We start from the raw sequence: 17,747 nt of genomic DNA on the forward strand, positions 1-17,747 counted from the left end.
CTGCTATTATCTGTTCTATTTATATGTTGCAGAGAGTATGCCAGTTTACAAATTACCTACTACCCAAGCTAAAGCACTGTTACTGTTAACTTTAATATTGAAAATAAAAACGAGGCCAACGCATTTCAATATGTTCCACGCTGCCATTGCACCATTGTGGTTACCTTGTGCTGATTTAGGTGCAATTTAGCGGCTCGGAGCATGATTACCAAGGTGAGTAGCAACTTCAGTCAAGCTCAATCCACTGCTCATCGATTGTTGCTGTAGTGCCATATGTGCGTCTTGCTCAGATAAGCCAATGTGTTGCAGCTGTTGTTTGGCGACACGCACTTGTTTTTGGTCTTCAAGGCTTTGCTTCAGTTCCGCCAGCTTATTAAGCAATTGATTTGCTGTTTTAAAGCGTATCAACGCTAACTCTATGATTTTATCTAGACGTGCAAAATTAAATTGCTGCGGGATATAAGTCACTCGTCCACATTGTAATAGTGCCGCGATTTGCGAGGGCTCTGCACGCCTTGAGGTTATAATCAGCGGCACAGCTGCAAACATCATGACTCGTTCAATGAACTGGACGTGCATCGCCGTCATTGAGTCAACGCATAAAAGCACAATATCGCTATCCGTTTTTAGCGAAAAACGTTCTAATTCAGATAACGTGTTGAATTTTATTAGCTCATGGTTGCGGTTGACTGCACTGCTTAATAGCGGCTCATGATCCGTCATATCATATAGATTCAGTATGCGCATTAGCCACCTCACAATTAGTCGTAAGCGATAGATAAGGCTTGAAAATAGCTATAGCAGATTGAGTCATTAAGTGGGAATGCCTACTCATCCAATATTCACTCGCCAACCTCTTAGCGTTATCAATATTGAGGGACTGATCCGTTAACATCAGTACCGCCATGACATTGGTCATAATAGCGCTGTGAGCCCGAAGAGCTTCGGTTGCATTTCCAGTGCTAGTACAAATATCATGACTATCGCTGTCCAACGGCTCACCATTCCAAATTGCCGTTAACCACTGCGCCTGAAGTTGTGCCGCTTGCGCCTTACGGCCTATTAACGCATTAAGCTGAGTTGTAATCTCAACCTGAGCAAATCCTTCATGCCTGAAAACATTGATGCTGCTGCTCGATCTTGGATTTAATTCACACTCTCCTTGATAGCCTTTAAATATCGCCACATTCGTTCTATGTAATGCTTGCGCATTGTCAGCCATTAACTTGGCCACGTTCAAATGAATATCATCTAGGCCCGGATGAAAATAACTTCTAAGACTGAGCCTTGCCCCCGTAGGGTTGATACAACGGATGGCACTTTGATAAAGACTTCTAAGGCCAATTTCCTGATGAATATCCGTAAACGAATTCACTAGGGGGGACAATACATCGGCGTTGACATAACAGATCCCCGTTGATGTTAATGCAACTTCCGCTTCGGCCATTGAAGTGGCGCTGGTGATCCCTACCGCCTCAACGAAACCCGCAATGTGTTGCCGATGAGGCAATACCCTATTATCGCCGTGCAATAATATCTTAAACCCATTACCAGCCAACAGTTTGGCGCTCAGCAGTAAATAAGGCAGCTGATCTCTCTTTGCGCCATAACAGGGCCAGTCAATATCGACCTGAAGTTGCTGCCATTGATTATCGACCGTAGAGCGCAGAGCGAGTGCCGCCCCAGCAACCTCTTCTGCGGTCTCACCTTTTACGCGCATAAGCATTAACGCCACACTAAGCTGGGTAACAGTGCCAATGTTGTCGTAAAAACCACGAACCAACTGAAAGCTTTCAACTAACGTCAATGATCGAGACCCTTTTTTACCTCGGCCAAGCGTTTTAATAAGCTGTCGATATTCTGCCGGGTCAGTCACTCCTGTGAGCTTATTATTGTGACTATCCATATGCACGCTCAAATGCATTACTTTTAACATCGCTGTTGATATCACAAGCAACCAACCATTGCGCTAGCTCTTGCCCTATACCAACCACCTCTCCCACGATTAAAAGCGTTGGACCGTCGACGTTAATGGTCGTGGCAACATCCACCATATTTTGCACAGAGGTGGTCATTATCGATTGATTATCGCGGGCACCATTGCTAATAAAGGCCACAGGTAAAGAGAGTTTTGCTCCCGCTTGTAGTAAACCATGGGCGATATCAGCCGCTCTCTCTTTTCCCATATAGAAAACCATGGTACTTTTTGCCGCTAACAATCCCGCCCACTCTATCGCGGTGTCATCACAAAGATGTCCGGTCACAAAAGTAACCGAGCGCGCAACCTTTCTATGCGTCAACGGGATCCCCGCACCAGCAGCGCAGCCTAACGCGGCAGTCACTCCAGCGACGAAATGGCTTTTAACGCCGTTTTCAGCCAAAAATAGGGCCTCTTCAGCGCCTCTACCAAACACATTAGGATCACCGCCCTTAAGTCTAATAACCACTTTACCTTGTTGGCTTAACTGCAGCAGTTTTAGGTTTATTTGTTCTTGCGTTGCACTGGGTTTTCCAAAACCCTTACCCATGTCATACATGTCGCAATCATCAGCGGCTAATTGCAAAATATCTTTACTCACCAAATTGTCATAGACGATCGCTTGTGCTGCTGTAATCGTTCTGGCCGCCTTAATCGTTAACATATCGATATCACCACAACCCGCCCCTACAATCGTCACTGTATTGGGGTCATCGTTACCCGTGGGGTCCTTAAGCTGCAGTAGCTCTACCAACAATAAGTCACTATTTGTTGGCTTTATTGATCGCGTTAACTTGCCAATATGATTGAGTTTCATTAAGCAACCTCCTGCTTTGATTTCTGTTGTTCTGCAATAACTGAATCGGCAATATCATTCACTTGGTTTAAGCAGCTGCCACACACAGCACTGCATTTGAGTTTTTGCTGCACCGCGTCGACAATCAACGCCGTTGTTGTCGCGCCACAGTCAAAACTCACCAGCATCTGTTGCTCAATTTCATTTTCGGTCACGCCAGTACAGGCGCAGACCACTTTGCGACTACCTGCTCGTAAAACCTGGTGTAAGTATTTAATAAATTTAGTATCAAAAGGATTGTTGATAAAGGATTGAATCGCGTTAACATCAATGTCTAACACCTGCTCACATGTGATAAGTAAGCTTTTGAGGCTACCTTGGCTGAGGATGCAGTAAATCTGTTTGTCTTGATCGCGCCAGTGCATAATACGGTGGTAAGACAATGGACTGAGGTTCGCCCCACGGTGCTGTTCAAGCTCCATCATCTCAGAGGTAAAGCTCGATGTTGCCGCAATATGACGGCAGACCCCACCGCGGAGTTGCTGCTTTACGTCCCAACAAAGTTGCTGAGGATCGATTAGCGTCTGCCCCCACTCGATCCCCTGCTGCAACACCTGCTGATGTTGCAATTCAACCCATTGATTTTTAAAACCGGGTTGTTTTGAAAAAGGATCAACATGAGCGGCTGTTACCTTATTTACACCACCACTTTTGCTAAATTGCGATGACCAATGCATTGAAAGAAACGCTGTATCTTGCAATAGTGATTCATCAATCACCGCTCGAGCGATAAGTGGCTCCACTAGGTTATCGGTTTTAATTGCCACCAGCCCACCAGCCTCTAACCCATGCTTATTCAGAGTATGTGCATCGAGCATCAATTCAGGTTGATAATTTGAGGCTGCCAGTTGCTCAATATGCCCCGTTCTCGTCATGGTGTGCCATTGATCGCGACTACGACCACTGTTTAACCGCACTCGATTCTGACTTAAGGAATGATGGTCAATCACGGCTTGGATATCGCTCGCTTGAGACAATCGAGTCTCTACAAAGTGAGCTTTACCACTGTGAGTGGCAAACTGACCTTGGGTAAATAAGCGAATGTTTTTTTGGCCGATCGCATCGACATGTTCAACCGGCCATTGGGTGGGTATTAGTTGCTTATATTGCTCAGTGGATAGATCTGATAAACCCGCGAGGGATAATTGTTTTTCAGGAAAGTTTTGCTGCACTTTTACAGTGAGATTAGCGTACTCATTAAAGATATCGGCACTGTCTTTGAATGCAAACTCATCATTAAACCCAAGCTGTTTTGCGACTTCACACAGCGCCCACCAATCCGCTTTTGACTCTCCTTGAGGCTGAATAAAGCCGCGTTGACGGCTAATAGTTCGTTCACTGTTGGTGACCGTGCCTGACTTTTCTGACCACCCCTGCGCCGGTAGTAACATATCGGCATATTGAGCGGTATCGGTGTCGGCTGTAATATCAGAAACCACCACATAATCACACTGCTGTAATGCCTGTTTTACTAACTGGGTATCAGGCATTGAAACCGCCGGGTTGGTGCCCAAAATCCACACCGCCTTTATTTTACCCTTTGCCATATCGGCAAACATCTCAGTGGCGGTTAATCCTTTGGATTTTGGCAGCGCTGATGTCTGCCAAAAGTCTCCCACTAACTGCCGTTCTGGCTCCGAAAAGCCAAGGTGACAGGCTAGCTGGGTTGCCAGGCCGCCTACTTCACGACCTCCCATTGCATTGGGTTGTCCCGTTAACGATAAGGGGCCACAACCAACTTGACCGATATCACCTCGCGCCAAGTGACAGTTAATAATCGCATTAGCAGTGTTAGTGCCAGAGGTTGACTGATTAACGCCTTGGCTACTGGCTGTAACCACTTTATGATCTTGTTGGTAAAGTGCGTAAAACAATTCAATCTTATCTGCTTCAAGCCCTGTGACATCGACAATGTCGGCCTGCGTGGCACCGCTTTGTCGGGCACTATGAAGTGCTTGTTTGAAGCCTTCCGTATGACGATGTATATAGTCATCATTCAGTTGGCCTTTATCGGCTAGGGAACAGAGTAAACCATTAAATAAGTGCAGATCTGAGCCTGGAGTGAGTTGCAAATGTAGATCTGCTTGCGACGCTGTGGCTGTTAGCCGTGGATCGATTACCACAATTTTAGTACCACGCTTTGCTCTAGCAGCGAGAATTTTTTTAAATAGAACCGGATGGGTCCAAGCGGTATTTGCCCCGACTAATACCACCACATCAGCAAGTTGCAGATCTTCATAACAACCAGGAACCACATCTTCTCCAAAAGCTCGTATATGGGCACTTACCGCTGACGACATGCATAATCTGGAGTTAGTATCAACATTTGCGGTACCCATAAACCCTTTGGCAAGCTTATTGGCAACATAATAGTCTTCGGTCAGTAACTGACCTGAAAGGTAGAAAGCGACAGAATCGACTCCGTACTCAGCGATGGTATCTTTAAAATTTTTCGCTATTTCTACTGTCGCAGCAGACCAGCTAATATTTTGATCGCCGGCCTCTAAACCTGAGCGGTTTCTTCGGCGTGGGTACAGTAATTTATTCGGAATGTTTAAACTATCGATTAATGCAAGTCCCTTACCGCATAAGTCTCCCGAATTAGCCGAATGTTCACTATCACCAGAAACCGTCAATGTAGGGTGGTGTGAAAAGCTGATGCTGTCTGTTTCGATAAGATTATTAACTGTAACCCCGCAGCCAACGCCACAGTATGCACAGGTTGTTTTGCAGCTTGGCATGATTAGCATCTCTTAATATTAGTATTAACTCATGCCTATCACTTCGCAAATCCTATGCCAATACACAACCAACTGTTTTATATACTAAATAAAAAAAACGAATTCATAAGTTATCATCTAATGTGCTACATGAGTGCATATTCACGCACTAAAATCAGGCAAACTATTGATAAAAAACAATGGGATAACCATAAAGAGGTATTAGCAGATTTAAAACGATAGCAAATAACAACAAGAGGACGAATCAACGGAAAAACATCAGGTGACCACATTGAGTCACTATTGACGCCTGACATCGATTAAAAACATCAGTCTCAAATTTTTGACACAAAAAAGCCAGCGCGAAGCTGGCTTTTATTGGTAACGGTTTAGGTTACTTAAGTATTGACTCTGCCGTACGGCCATCATCGTGACAGCTGTCACATGTTGGCTTATCACCCACATTCATTTCGTGAGGTGCATGACAATCAGCACACATCAACATGCCATCGTGTGGTTGATGAACAGCGTCCATCTCGTCTAATGTACCGTGACAAGATTGGCATTGCTCAAATTCGTACTCGCCATCTGCAGATGGAGAACCGTCTGCGTGACATGCTTCACATCCGTCCATTTCTGCATGCATTTCAGCCAGTTCTTGGCCTTCAGCGAAAACAGCAGGAGATAATGCTAGCGCTGCGATAGCCGCACCAAAGATTGCACTTAATAGTTTTTTGCTCACAATTGTATCCTCATTTAATGTCCGCATAGTGGAAACGCTATCAGTCAGGTTTGTTTCCATCTTGCGATCAATATTATTAGCACGACTTAGCTTAATTTAGCTAAGGAATGACAAATTCGCAACTAATTTAGTTTGAAGATCATATCATTGTGGTAAATAGCAAAACGTGCGCTCCATCAAATTATACGGCTCACTTGCGCTATGAAAGCCCACAAGCGTTCAATTATCATCTTGATTTTGAGTGGTAAAAACACGATTCGGAAGTTTAACCTCCGAATCGGCTTTATTAGTGAAACATGAATTAGCTTGCTCTTAGAGCCGCAATACGTTTCTCAAGTGGTGGATGGCTCATCAATAATTCAGACATTGATTTCTTACCATTGATACCAAGAGCTGACATCTGAGCTGGCATAGCGCCTGTCTCTGGGCCTTGACGAAGCCTGTCGAGCGCAGCAATCATCTTCGCTTTACCGGCCAATTTAGCACCGCCTTCATCTGCTCTAAACTCACGAATACGAGAGAAGTACGCCACTATCATTGATGCCAAGATACCAAACAGCATATCGAGCACAAAGACAACGCCCATATAGGCGAACATACCAAGGCCTTCACCTTCTTCATCATTGCTAGACACAAAATTGTTGATAATGCCTGCAACCACTCGAGCTGCAAAAATCACAAAGGTATTAACCACGCCTTGAATAAGCGTCAGCGTCACCATGTCACCGTTAGCAACGTGGCTGATTTCATGAGCGAGTACCGCTTCAATCTCATCATGATTCATACCATAAAGTAAGCCACTACTGACTGCGACCAACGAGTTGTTTTTACTCGGGCCCGTTGCAAAAGCATTGAATTCTGGCGATTGATAAATGGCCACTTCAGGCATTTTAATCCCCGCTTGCTCCGCTTGGCGCGTAACCGTCTCAACGAGCCAACGCTCGGTATTATCACGAGGCGTTGTAATGACTTCACAACCCATGGTTTTCTTTGCCATCCATTTAGAGATAGCCAAGCTGATAAATGCACCACCAAAACCAAAAATAGCAGCGAAGACTAACAGTCCACCCATGGTTGAAGTATTAACACCCAAAATAGACATCACGATTGATGCCACTAATAAGATCGCCATATTGGTAGCAATCAGTAAAAATATACGCTTCATTTAAGCTCCTGTAGGATTCATACGTTCCAGATAAACACTCTTAAAGACATAATATGTCCAAAAGTTGAAGTTTCAAGGGGCGCTAAGCAAAAAACAGTTCAACTGCGTTTATCTTAGACGATTCGCTTTATTTATCAGGAGCTGCGAGTCTATGCCGTTTTTATTAATCTAATCTTAAATCGCTACTGAATAGAAGGATAAGAAGATTAATCTTTTTTAACAGAGGGATAGCCCTTAATAAAATGAACAATTTAGCGTCATTTAAAGGGCTAAAATAGCGAGGAGTTGATTGTCTAAGCGAGCAGTGTTACATCAAGGTGCAACGCCGCTTCTGCTGCTGTAGCATTATCTAGATAAGGAATATGGCCAAGAAACGGTGCTGACATCATCTGTTGTAATGCCGCTAGGTTATCTTGTTGATTAGCCATGTCAGCGTCAACTTGATTCGCAACCCAGCCCGCAATTACAAGGCCATCTCGCTCAATCGCTTCTGCAGTCAACAACGCATGATTTAAGCACCCTAGTTTCATGCCAACCACTAATATTACTGGCAGTTGCATCGCTTGCACCACTTCAGACATGAGGTGACCATCGCCTAATGGCAAACGCCAACCACCCGCCCCTTCGACAAGTGCGAAGTCGGCCCCTAAATATTGCGCCATATTGAGTTGGGCTTGGATCTTTTTCGGTGACAACAAGATATTTTGTTCGCTCGCGGCGATATGCGGTGCAATAGCCGGTAAAAAGGCAAACGGATTAACGTCGTCATAAGGAAGCTTGATGCTTGATGCTGCCATCAGCGCTAGTGCATCACTGTTTCTAAGGCCCTGTTCGGTTTGCTCACAACCTGACGCTACAGGTTTAAACCCAACCGTTTCTCCCTTTACTGCTGTTAACAATGCTGAAGACACTAACGTTTTACCGCAGTCAGTGTCAGTCCCGGTTACAAAATAAGTCATGCATACTCCAAGGTTTTTCAGCCTTTATTAACGCGTCTTTCTCGCTTTGATAAAACTGATATTATAAGTCAAAGGAAGCCCCTGCGGGCCGCGGCTTAACTCTGCCTTATTAAGCAATTTTTGCCAATCGCCTCGCCCTCTCAATGTGACGTGACCTTGATTAAGCTGACTTTTAACCTCAACGGTAGATGCACCAACACCTTTAATGGACTGAAGTAACGACTTAAAGTCATTAAAATATACCGTGATAGCACGCGTCTCTATATGCTCAATGGTCCAAACATCTTCATTAAAGCAGTCTTTTATCGTTCGTTCGCTTTTAAATCGGTTAACGTTTAAGCGGAGATCTGACAGTTGGTACAGACTATTTTCGGCTACAATACTGGCATTAAACTCCCCCCCCACGTTAAGGACTCTATTGGCTTCTGCTACCGCAAGCGGCAGATTGCTACACCATTGCAGTGCAACATTGGAATAAACCGTCGCTATTGAAGCATCCAACAAAGGTAAGTTTTGCGCATCACCACACAGCGCCTTGTAATCTGGAAAGTCTTGTTTCAGCGTGCGCAGCATTCCCTGTGCGATGTCGACACAGATAACATCTTCGATATGATTAAAACGCGTAAATGAGGTTCCGGGGCCGCAACCAAGATCGAGTAAGGGTTGAGTAGGCGACATTTTATCGAACAAATACTTAGCTGCAATTCGCTGTAAAACATCATGTGAATGGTATGAAGATGCCGCTGCGGAGAACCGATGAGCGACATCACTTTTTAACTGGTTTACCCCTGTTTTCACGACATTGGATCCTAAACGCTATGAGAGATGGAAATCACACTGATAAACAAGCGCTTTAATCATCTTGTAAAATATCAGCAAGTACGGCGACAAACGCGTTAATCTCTTCTGCGCAATGCTCTGCTGTTATGGTGATTCGGAGTCTGGCACTTCCCTGAGTTACCGTAGGGGGTCTTATTGCGCCAACCCAAAAACCATGCTCTTTCAATCGTTTTGCAATCGCAAGGGTTCTCGCACTGTCACCGATAATAATCGGTTGAATTGCAGTGGTTGAGCCCGTTAAAGTGATATCTTTTGTTTTACATACTTCTATAAAACAATCAATGTTCTGCTGTAGCTGCTCATTGAGTGAGGGACGCTCAATAATTGTTTCTACTGCAGCGCAAACAGCGCACGCCATGGCAGGAGACAACGCCGTCGAATAGATATAATGACGGGCATTGGCAACGAGGTAGTCGATTAACTCACGGCTTCCTAAAATGGCTGCGCCCTGGCCGCCGAGTGCTTTTCCAAAAGTGACTATCTGCGCATCGATATGAATATCGCCTGCAAGTGCGCTGGCGCCAAGCCCCTTGTCGCCGATAATCCCAAAGCCATGTGCATCATCAACAATAAGCCACGCATTATACTGTCTACACAGCGCCGATAATTCAGCCAAAGGCGCAATATCGCCATCCATGCTAAAGACGCTTTCAGTTAATAAAGCGCAGGGAGCATGACGTTCAAAATGGGTGTTTACTGATGCTAAATCATTATGAAGAAAACGCTTTATAACAGCGCCACTCTCTTGTAATCCATCAATCACCGAGGCGTGTACCAGTTTATCGGCCACTACCGTATCGTTGCCGTTAAACAGGCTTTTCATTAAGGCATTATTGGCGCTAAAACCGGAGCAAAATAGTAATGCGGCTTCGTGACCCGTTGCTTGGCAAAGGACTTGCTCCAATTGTTGGTGGGCTTGATTATAACCAGTCACCAACGGAGACGATGTGCCGCCAACACCATAATCCTGCGCGCCTTTATGCAGCGCATCAATGACATTTGCAGACCTCGACAAGCCTAAGTAGTCATTACTGCTAAAATTTATGTATGGTAAATCATCGACTTCAAAGCAATTAGCATGTTCAGTATCAAGGATAACCTCAACTCTCTTTCTCAACAGTCCTTTATTATCGAGTTCACGATTTTTATCGATGACTCTCGATTGCAGTGAAGGCGGTGTTGTATTTCGATCAGCAGCGTCAGACATTAACTCGACTCAATTGAAAAGCGGAACCTAAGTACTCATAGTATAATAAAAACTTATCAATACGTTAGCCAAACGAGGCGCTAAAAATGAATGTTAGCGCCTGATATTGTTTTACTGAAAATTAAAGCGCTGCTGCATCGTAAAATGCTGAGGATTTTTTGTCTTGCTGTGCTGCAGCTTTAGCCAGCATGGCTTTATCTTGCTCTTTCGTTGCAGCCACGCCCTGCTCTGGGTGCAAACCTAAACGCTTAAACAAACTCATATCATCATTTTCTTCAGGATTTGCCGTGGTAAGTAACTTACAGCCATAGAAGATTGAGTTTGCCCCCGCAAAGAAGCACATGGCTTGTAATTCATCAGACATGCTTTCACGGCCGGCCGACAAACGTACACGAGATTTGGGCATGATAATACGCGCCACAGCGATAGTTCGCACAAACACAAGCGGATCTAAATCTTCAATATTCTCAAATGGCGTGCCTTCGACTTTAACCAACATGTTAATCGGTACTGAATCGGGGTGTTGCTCTAGGTTGGCTAACTGCTGCAGTAGCCCTGCTCTATCGGTTGCCTTCTCGCCCATCCCCACAATGCCGCCTGAGCACACTTTCATTCCTGAAGCTCGCACATTTGATAGCGTGTCTAATCGATTTTGGTAAGTGCGGGTAGTGATGACTTCACCATAATATTCAGGTGAAGTGTCTAAGTTATGGTTGTAATAATCTAGGCCTGCATCGGCTAATTCACCGGCTTGGTCGGATGAAAGCATGCCTAGCGTCATGCACGTTTCCATGCCCAAGGCTTTAACCTCTTCAACCATGGTCTTTAGATAGGGCATGTCGCGCTCTTTTGGATTACGCCAAGCAGCCCCCATACAAAAACGTGAAGCGCCAGCCGCTTTTGCGCTACGCGCTTCAGTTAAGACCGTTTCCATTGCGACTAAACGTTCTTTTTCTAAACCAGTGTCATAACGAGCACTTTGCGGACAATACTTACAATCTTCCGGGCAAGCCCCTGTCTTTATAGAGAGTAAACGGCTGATTTGAACCTCATTGGGATCAAACTCTTGGCGATGTACGCTATGCGCCTGAAACAACAAATCATTCATTGGTAACGCAAACAAGGCTTCTATCTCTTCGCGTTGCCAGTTATTTCTCACTTGTACTTCAGACATACTTAATCCTTTTCTACCACACTCATTAAAAAAACGTGCTTTGGTATCAATACTAACGCTGTGTTTATAATTACTGAGCTAATAAATGTACAGGGAAAAGTAAGGGTTATAAATTATATCCTTACTAAGCAGTAACATAAGCCACAGGCATCGCGTGATCTAGTTATTATTTATCTTGCCTAGGATACCTACAAGCCTTAACCTGTCAACGCCAACCAGTTTAAAAGGTTTACTAGCGGTTAATTTATGAACACAAAAAAATACTCAATCACTCAAGCCGTCGAGCAATCGGCCGATCAATCTATTGATTTGGAGTTTGATAAGAACCATCTTTGGCACCCTTATACGTCGATGGAAAATGCCTTGCCGGCTTTTGGTGTGGTAAGCGCTGAAGGGGTCGAACTCACATTGCAAAATGGTGACAAGCTAATTGATGGCACCAGTTCGTGGTGGGCCTGTGTTCATGGTTATAGTCATCCAAAAATAGTGGCCGCGATGCAACAGCAGACACAGCAGCTAAGCCATGTGATGTTTGGTGGTATCACCCATCGCCCTGCGATTGAGCTGGCAAGAATGCTTGTGGATATGACCAGTGAGCATCTTACAAAGGTATTTCTAGCCGATTCAGGTTCTATTGCAGTTGAAGTTTCAATGAAAATGGCGCTGCAATATTGGCAAGGTAAAGCCAAACCCGATAAACAGAAAATTCTTACGGTCAAGAGTGGTTACCATGGCGATACTTTTGCCGCTATGAGCGTTTGCGATCCTGATGGCGGTATGCATACCATGTTTGGCGAGTTGGTGACCAAACAGTTGTTTGCCCCCGCGCCAACCTCTTGCTTCGGGGATACATTCGATCCTGAAGAATTGGTCTCTATTAGTGACATGTTTGAAAACAATCACCAACAGATTGCGGCAGTATTGATAGAGCCCATCATGCAAGGTGCGGGTGGCATGCGCTTTTATCACCCTGAGTATCTAACAGCTTTGCGCCGCCTTTGTGACAAATACGATGTGTTGCTCATTTTAGATGAAATCGCCACTGGATTTGGCCGTACAGGCAAATTATTTGCTTATGAACACGCCAACATTGAAGCCGACATTTTGTGTTTGGGTAAAGCGCTCACGGGTGGCTATATATCACTTGCTGCAACTATGTGTAGTGATAAGGTCGCCAAAGGTGTTAGCGACTCTCCTGCAGGCGTTTTCATGCATGGTCCTACTTTTATGGGGAATCCACTCGCTTGCTCTGCTGCCATCGCCAGTCTAGAACTGATAAACCAACAACAGTGGCAAGCGCAGGTATCAAGTATTGAGTCACAGATGAAATCTGAACTTGCTGACGCCAAGGCGTTTAGCAACGTTGTGAATGTCAGAGTACTCGGTGCCGTTGGCGTATTAGAGATGAATTCGATATTGAATACCGCTGAGCTTCAGCAGCAGTTTGTTGATTTAGGCGTTTGGATCCGACCTTTCTCCAATCTCATCTACATCATGCCGCCCTATACCATCTCAGCCACGCAGTTATCTAAACTCACAGCTGCGATGAAAACCGTCGCTAGCCAAATTAAGCTATCTGATGATAAACAGGCGTTTATCAGTCACGGTTAGGACAACAATAAACTCGCTGACGGTACAGGCCGTTGGCGTTGCATTATCTATTTAACCCACATTTTTATCGCCTTGAAGATTTAATGCTGAAAACTCAATTCTGTAATGAACCATCTTTTGAATGCGCTTGCGAATGCTCTGGAAGATGTCTTAATAGACTGCCTTGTGATGAATAATACCGCGCTAATCGCTGTAGCTGCTCAGCTTTAATCATCGGAAAATCCTGTCTATCGATATAACGGCGGTACGTTTGATAAAATAAGCGAGTATCAGCAATAGCATCTAACTGCTGCATCAATGCTTCACCCGTACTCTCTTGTGCCAAACAACACTGACTGTATTTTTCGACCACCGTCGCCAAACTGCTTCCTTGTTGCATCAGCAGTAAGTCAACCTCAACAAAAAAGGCTGTACCGGTCCAATACACCCGCATATAGGCGTGCTGACGCCACATATCGGCGGAAACGTCGCTTAGTTTTCCCGGTCTTAATAATGTATTTTTACGCCCCCTCTCTAACCCCGCAAGCACCTTCTGCATGAACGCCTTTTTATCAATCACCCCACCGCTTAACATGCTGACATTCTGCATATAGGTGGCAAAGCCCTCATTGAGCCAAAACGCTGAATAGTTCAGGTAGGGAAGATATAGGTGTGATAACTCATGATATAAGGTCCAGTCATCAACAAAGTTCTGCAAAGGCCAAGTTGGATTAACTTGCAGCTTAACTTTATTGGGATCCCCCCGTATGACTTGAGCAAAAGGGACGGGTTCATTCGCAAATGATTTTTTGACCAATTCGACATTCAGTCTGTCGGCAGGCATTGGGCCTAACGTCAGTTCAACCACTTTCACACCATTTTCAAGCCAGTGCTTCATCTTCTGTAGCTGTGCTTTTTCGATATGAGATTGCTGAATCAAAACCTCAGTGGTATCACGTTCAGCTTTACTATAAGCACCTAAAGGCACTAGCAGCAGAATGAATACCATCGCTAAGCCAAGTAAGAGCCTGCTAATGAGGCCAATAAAGTTAACCGACTTGAGTTTACCGCCAATAGCAAAAATCATCCCTTTTACCTGCATATTTTATCCCTTACTCTATTTAGTTTTCAGCTAATCAAGTGGATTACGTAATGCTAGTGTAAAAGGGACAAATTATTGTGCAAAGGACTGTAACAAAGCATGAACGGTTTCGAGGGAACAAAATGTGGATAAGGTGGCTTGGGTGCCATTAAGTCAGCGATATATTCGCCACGCGCTTTTCCGCGTCGCTCAGTCGCTCTATTGTGGATTTGGCTACCGCGAGCATTTAAAACCGTCAATTCCCAGCGCTAACCGTCCTTACATTTGGTTACTATTTAGCTCATAAATGCTGCTTCTAGCGCTGATATTAACGCATTATAAACGTGCTCTTTAATGATCACCTTTTGACTGTCCATCGTCAGTAATGGTGTAAGTTTCAGCTAGCAGATGAACTAAGATGCGCTATACATTAGCAGTCATATCTTGCACCTTCGCACTCGCAACAACATCTTTACGACGCAGTTTATGTTCAGAAACCGGTTTTGCACAGCGGCTCTGCTCACCTCAGTGAATCGAAGCGCTTGATCTAGCTCAACATAAGATGAGTCGATAAGCCGAGGACTTTACTTGTTATTTGCAACGCCCGCTTATCCTGAAAGTGCACTAAAAGCGTGCGCCAATCATTAAAAGTTAGCAGTGTTACAATAGCAACTAGGTCAATTTATTTTTAAAGCTCAATCGATTAGCGATGCAGGTTAAGGTAAAGGCAAGAGCAATCATGAGCTGTTGAGCCCGTTCTTTCATTGGATTAGGTTCCGTTGAGCCTAAGCCCGCACTTTTCATGTTATTTATTTAGCATTTAACATTAATGTTGAATGCTAATATATCAAATACTCGCTGTTAGCCTTTAACGTCAGCTAACGGCTATTTTTCGAACTCACTATTGCAACTGACATTGCCGTTGGAATAACCGTTGGAAGTGCACCAAAAGCAACGCGAATCCTCTTCGTTTATTGGATCTGCTGAATCTGCAATATGCGTTAGCTTGCCACTGGCTTTTCAGTTCTCAGTATAAGAATTAAGCAACACCGCCTGCCAAACGGAGCGTTGTGAAACATTGCCCGGAGCCCTTTTAGGCCAAAAAATATGGTTTTTTCATGATATTTCGCGAAATTTAGCCCTGAATGATAAAAATGAATAAAATAAATGGGAAAGTATTGCTATACTTGCGCGGAATTTTAGAACGTAACTCCAATAGAGTAGAAAAATGACTGATTTATCAAAGTACAGAAACATTGGTATCTTTGCTCACGTTGACGCGGGTAAGACCACCACAACTGAGCGTATCCTTAAGCTTACCGGTAAAATCCATAAGATCGGTGAAGTTCATGATGGCGAATCAACAACTGACTTCATGGAACAGGAAGCTGAGCGTGGTATTACCATTCAGTCTGCTGCTGTTAGTTGTTTTTGGAACGACCACCGTTTCAACGTTATTGACACCCCTGGCCACGTTGACTTCACAGTAGAAGTTTATCGTTCTCTTAAAGTGCTTGATGGCGGTATCGGCGTATTCTGTGGTTCTGGTGGTGTTGAACCACAATCAGAAACTAACTGGCGTTATGCTAACGAATCAGAAGTTGCTCGTATCATCTTCGTCAACAAGTTAGACCGTATGGGTGCTGACTTCCTACGTGTTGTTAAGCAAACTAAAGATGTTCTGGGTGCTAACCCGATCATCATGGTACTTCCGATCGGTATCGAAGATGAGTTCACAGGTCTGGTTGATCTGCTGACTCGTAAGGCTTGGATATGGGACGAAACCGGACAAGCTGAAAACTACAAGATTGAAGAAATTCCTGCTGACATGGTAGAGCTTGTAGAAGAATACCGTGAAATGCTAATCGAAACTGCTCTTGAGCAAGACGATGACTTATTAGAAGCATACATGGAAGGCGTAGAGCCATCTATGGAAGACATCAAGCGTTGTATCCGTACCGGTACTCGTAAGATAGATTTCTTCCCAACATACTGTGGTTCTGCTTTCAAGAACAAAGGTATGCAGCTTCTGCTTGACGCCGTTGTTGATTACTTACCAGCTCCACAGGAAGTTGATCCACAGCCGCTTACCGACGAAGAAGGCGAGCCAAATGGTGAATTCGCTATCGTATCTGCCGATGAGCCACTTAAAGCATTAGCATTCAAGATCATGGATGACCGTTTCGGTGCCCTGACCTTCGTACGTATTTACTCAGGTACACTTAACAAGGGTGACACCATCCTTAACTCGTTCACAGGTAAAACTGAGCGTGTTGGTCGTATGGTTGAGATGCAAGCCGATGAGCGTAACGAGTTATCTTCAGCACAAGCTGGTGACATTATCGCTATCGTGGGTATGAAGAACGTGCAAACTGGTCACACTATTTGTGATCCTAAGCACCCTTGTACTCTAGAAGCTATGGTATTCCCAGAGCCAGTTATCTCTATCTCTGTTAAACCGACAGATAAAGGTGGCAGTGAGAAGATGGGTATCGCTATCGGTAAAATGATTGCTGAAGATCCAACTTTCCGCGTTGAAACTGACGAAGATTCAGGTGAAACCATCCTTAGAGGCATGGGCGAACTTCATCTAGACATTAAGGTTGATATCCTTAAGCGTACCTACGGTGTTGACTTGGTTGTCGGTGAGCCACAAGTGGCATACCGTGAGACTATCACTCAGGTTGTTGAAGATAGCTACACGCACAAGAAGCAGTCTGGTGGTTCTGGTCAATTCGGTAAGATCGATTACATCATCCGTCCAGGCGAAGCCAACACTGGTTTAACATTTACCTCTAAAGTTGTTGGTGGTAACGTTCCTAAGGAATTCTGGCCAGCCGTTGAGAAAGGCTTCAAGAGCTTAATGGGTACTGGTACTATTGCTGGTTTCCCTGTGCTTGACGTTGAGTTTGAACTTCATGATGGTGCTTTCCATGCAGTTGACTCGTCAGCTATCGCATTCGAAATCGCTGCAAAAGGTGCTTTCCGTCAGTCAATTCCAAAGGCAGATCCTAAGCTTCTTGAGCCAATCATGGCTGTTGACGTGTTCACTCCAGATGACCATGTTGGTGATGTTATTGGTGACCTTAACCGTCGTCGTGGCATGATTAAAGACCAAATGGCTGGCGTTTCAGGTGTTCGTATCAAAGCTGACGTAGCGTTATCAGAAATGTTTGGTTACATCAGTACACTACGTACTATGACATCAGGCCGTGGTCAGTTCTCTATGGAGTTCTCTCACTACAGTCAGTGTCCAAACAACATTGCTGAGAAAGTTATCGCTGATGTTAGAGAAAGAAAAGCTGCTGAAGCTAAGAAGTAACTATTAATCATAGTTATTGCTCCTAGGAGTTTTACACTTTAATAAAAGCCTATAGATGAAAATCTATAGGCTTTTTTATTGACTCACATATATGGTTATTTTAATCATCTTTA

The 17,747-nt window shown here is 44.4% G+C and carries 13 protein-coding genes; 2 read left to right on the forward strand and 11 right to left on the reverse strand.

Going from position 1 to position 17,747, the window contains the following annotated elements; translation table 11 throughout:
* Positions 1–186: 186 nt before the first annotated feature.
* From CXF82_RS12255 to bioB, 10 genes are all read right to left on the reverse strand, one after another.
* Entirely contained in the window at positions 187–747 is a 561-nt protein-coding gene (locus CXF82_RS12255) for an ANTAR domain-containing response regulator (protein WP_101091118.1), read from the reverse strand.
* Positions 725–1,906 carry a glycosyl transferase gene (locus CXF82_RS12260; protein WP_101091119.1) on the reverse strand — a complete coding sequence of 394 codons (1,182 nt, stop codon included), beginning with the start codon at positions 1,904–1,906 and terminating at the stop codon, positions 725–727. The genes CXF82_RS12255 and CXF82_RS12260 overlap by 23 nt, the downstream gene beginning before the upstream one ends.
* Entirely contained in the window at positions 1,899–2,795 is an 897-nt protein-coding gene (gene cobA, locus CXF82_RS12265; protein WP_102044259.1) for a uroporphyrinogen-III C-methyltransferase, read from the reverse strand. Before cobA ends, CXF82_RS12260 begins: the two co-directional genes overlap by 8 nt.
* Positions 2,795–5,575 carry a nitrate reductase gene (locus CXF82_RS12270; protein WP_180961205.1) on the reverse strand — a complete coding sequence of 927 codons (2,781 nt, stop codon included), beginning with the start codon at positions 5,573–5,575 and terminating at the stop codon, positions 2,795–2,797. Before CXF82_RS12270 ends, cobA begins: the two co-directional genes overlap by 1 nt.
* A 373-nt stretch (positions 5,576–5,948) precedes the next feature.
* Positions 5,949–6,296, reverse strand: coding sequence for a tetraheme c-type cytochrome CctA (locus CXF82_RS12275; protein WP_180961137.1), 348 nt, complete (start codon positions 6,294–6,296; stop codon positions 5,949–5,951).
* 301 nt (positions 6,297–6,597) lie between these two features.
* Entirely contained in the window at positions 6,598–7,461 is an 864-nt protein-coding gene (gene htpX, locus CXF82_RS12280) for a protease HtpX (RefSeq protein WP_101091122.1), read from the reverse strand.
* Between the two features lie 293 nt (positions 7,462–7,754).
* Complete coding sequence (gene bioD, locus CXF82_RS12285) at positions 7,755–8,420, reverse strand: dethiobiotin synthase (RefSeq protein ID WP_102044261.1); 666 nt, start codon at positions 8,418–8,420, stop codon at positions 7,755–7,757.
* Positions 8,421–8,447: 27 nt separating this feature from the next.
* Entirely contained in the window at positions 8,448–9,218 is a 771-nt protein-coding gene (locus CXF82_RS12290; RefSeq protein WP_101091124.1) for a methyltransferase domain-containing protein, read from the reverse strand.
* Positions 9,219–9,273: 55 nt separating this feature from the next.
* Positions 9,274–10,467: an 8-amino-7-oxononanoate synthase gene (locus CXF82_RS12295; protein ID WP_101091125.1), complete on the reverse strand. Its 1,194-nt coding sequence runs from the start codon at positions 10,465–10,467 to the stop codon at positions 9,274–9,276.
* A gap of 121 nt (positions 10,468–10,588) precedes the next feature.
* Positions 10,589–11,641: a biotin synthase BioB gene (gene bioB, locus CXF82_RS12300; RefSeq protein ID WP_101091126.1), complete on the reverse strand. Its 1,053-nt coding sequence runs from the start codon at positions 11,639–11,641 to the stop codon at positions 10,589–10,591.
* 246 nt (positions 11,642–11,887) lie between these two features.
* Between bioB and bioA the strand changes: the two genes are divergently transcribed.
* Complete coding sequence (gene bioA / locus CXF82_RS12305; RefSeq protein WP_102040026.1) at positions 11,888–13,252, forward strand: adenosylmethionine--8-amino-7-oxononanoate transaminase; 1,365 nt, start codon at positions 11,888–11,890, stop codon at positions 13,250–13,252.
* A 94-nt stretch (positions 13,253–13,346) separates the two neighbouring features.
* On the opposite strand, the gene CXF82_RS12310 is transcribed toward bioA, so the two are convergent.
* The gene (locus tag CXF82_RS12310; protein ID WP_102044262.1) at positions 13,347–14,333 is read right to left on the reverse strand and encodes a M61 family metallopeptidase; all 987 of its coding nucleotides are present in this window, start codon (positions 14,331–14,333) and stop codon (positions 13,347–13,349) included.
* A gap of 1,207 nt (positions 14,334–15,540) precedes the next feature.
* On the opposite strand from CXF82_RS12310, the gene fusA reads away from it, so the two are divergent.
* Entirely contained in the window at positions 15,541–17,634 is a 2,094-nt protein-coding gene (gene fusA, locus CXF82_RS12315; RefSeq protein ID WP_101091129.1) for an elongation factor G, read from the forward strand.
* The last annotated feature ends 113 nt before the right edge of the window (positions 17,635–17,747 follow it).

The sequence above is a fragment of the Shewanella sp. GutDb-MelDb genome (genome assembly GCF_002836075.1).
Taxonomy (GTDB): domain Bacteria; phylum Pseudomonadota; class Gammaproteobacteria; order Enterobacterales; family Shewanellaceae; genus Shewanella.

Bases quoted from the DNA above. Each gene is read 5' to 3' on its own strand.
- CXF82_RS12255 (WP_101091118.1), bottom strand. From the start codon at position 747: ATGCGCATACTGAATCTATATGATATGACGGATCATGAGCCGCTATTA.
- CXF82_RS12260 (WP_101091119.1), bottom strand. From the start codon at position 1,906: ATGGATAGTCACAATAATAAGCTCACAGGAGTGACTGACCCGGCAGAA.
- cobA (WP_102044259.1), bottom strand. From the start codon at position 2,795: ATGAAACTCAATCATATTGGCAAGTTAACGCGATCAATAAAGCCAACA.
- CXF82_RS12270 (WP_180961205.1), bottom strand. From the start codon at position 5,575: ATGCCAAGCTGCAAAACAACCTGTGCATACTGTGGCGTTGGCTGCGGG.
- htpX (WP_101091122.1), bottom strand. From the start codon at position 7,461: ATGAAGCGTATATTTTTACTGATTGCTACCAATATGGCGATCTTATTA.
- bioD (WP_102044261.1), bottom strand. From the start codon at position 8,420: ATGACTTATTTTGTAACCGGGACTGACACTGACTGCGGTAAAACGTTA.
- CXF82_RS12295 (WP_101091125.1), bottom strand. From the start codon at position 10,467: ATGTCTGACGCTGCTGATCGAAATACAACACCGCCTTCACTGCAATCG.
- bioB (WP_101091126.1), bottom strand. From the start codon at position 11,641: ATGTCTGAAGTACAAGTGAGAAATAACTGGCAACGCGAAGAGATAGAA.
- bioA (WP_102040026.1), top strand. From the start codon at position 11,888: ATGAACACAAAAAAATACTCAATCACTCAAGCCGTCGAGCAATCGGCC.
- CXF82_RS12310 (WP_102044262.1), bottom strand. From the start codon at position 14,333: ATGCAGGTAAAAGGGATGATTTTTGCTATTGGCGGTAAACTCAAGTCG.
- fusA (WP_101091129.1), top strand. From the start codon at position 15,541: ATGACTGATTTATCAAAGTACAGAAACATTGGTATCTTTGCTCACGTT.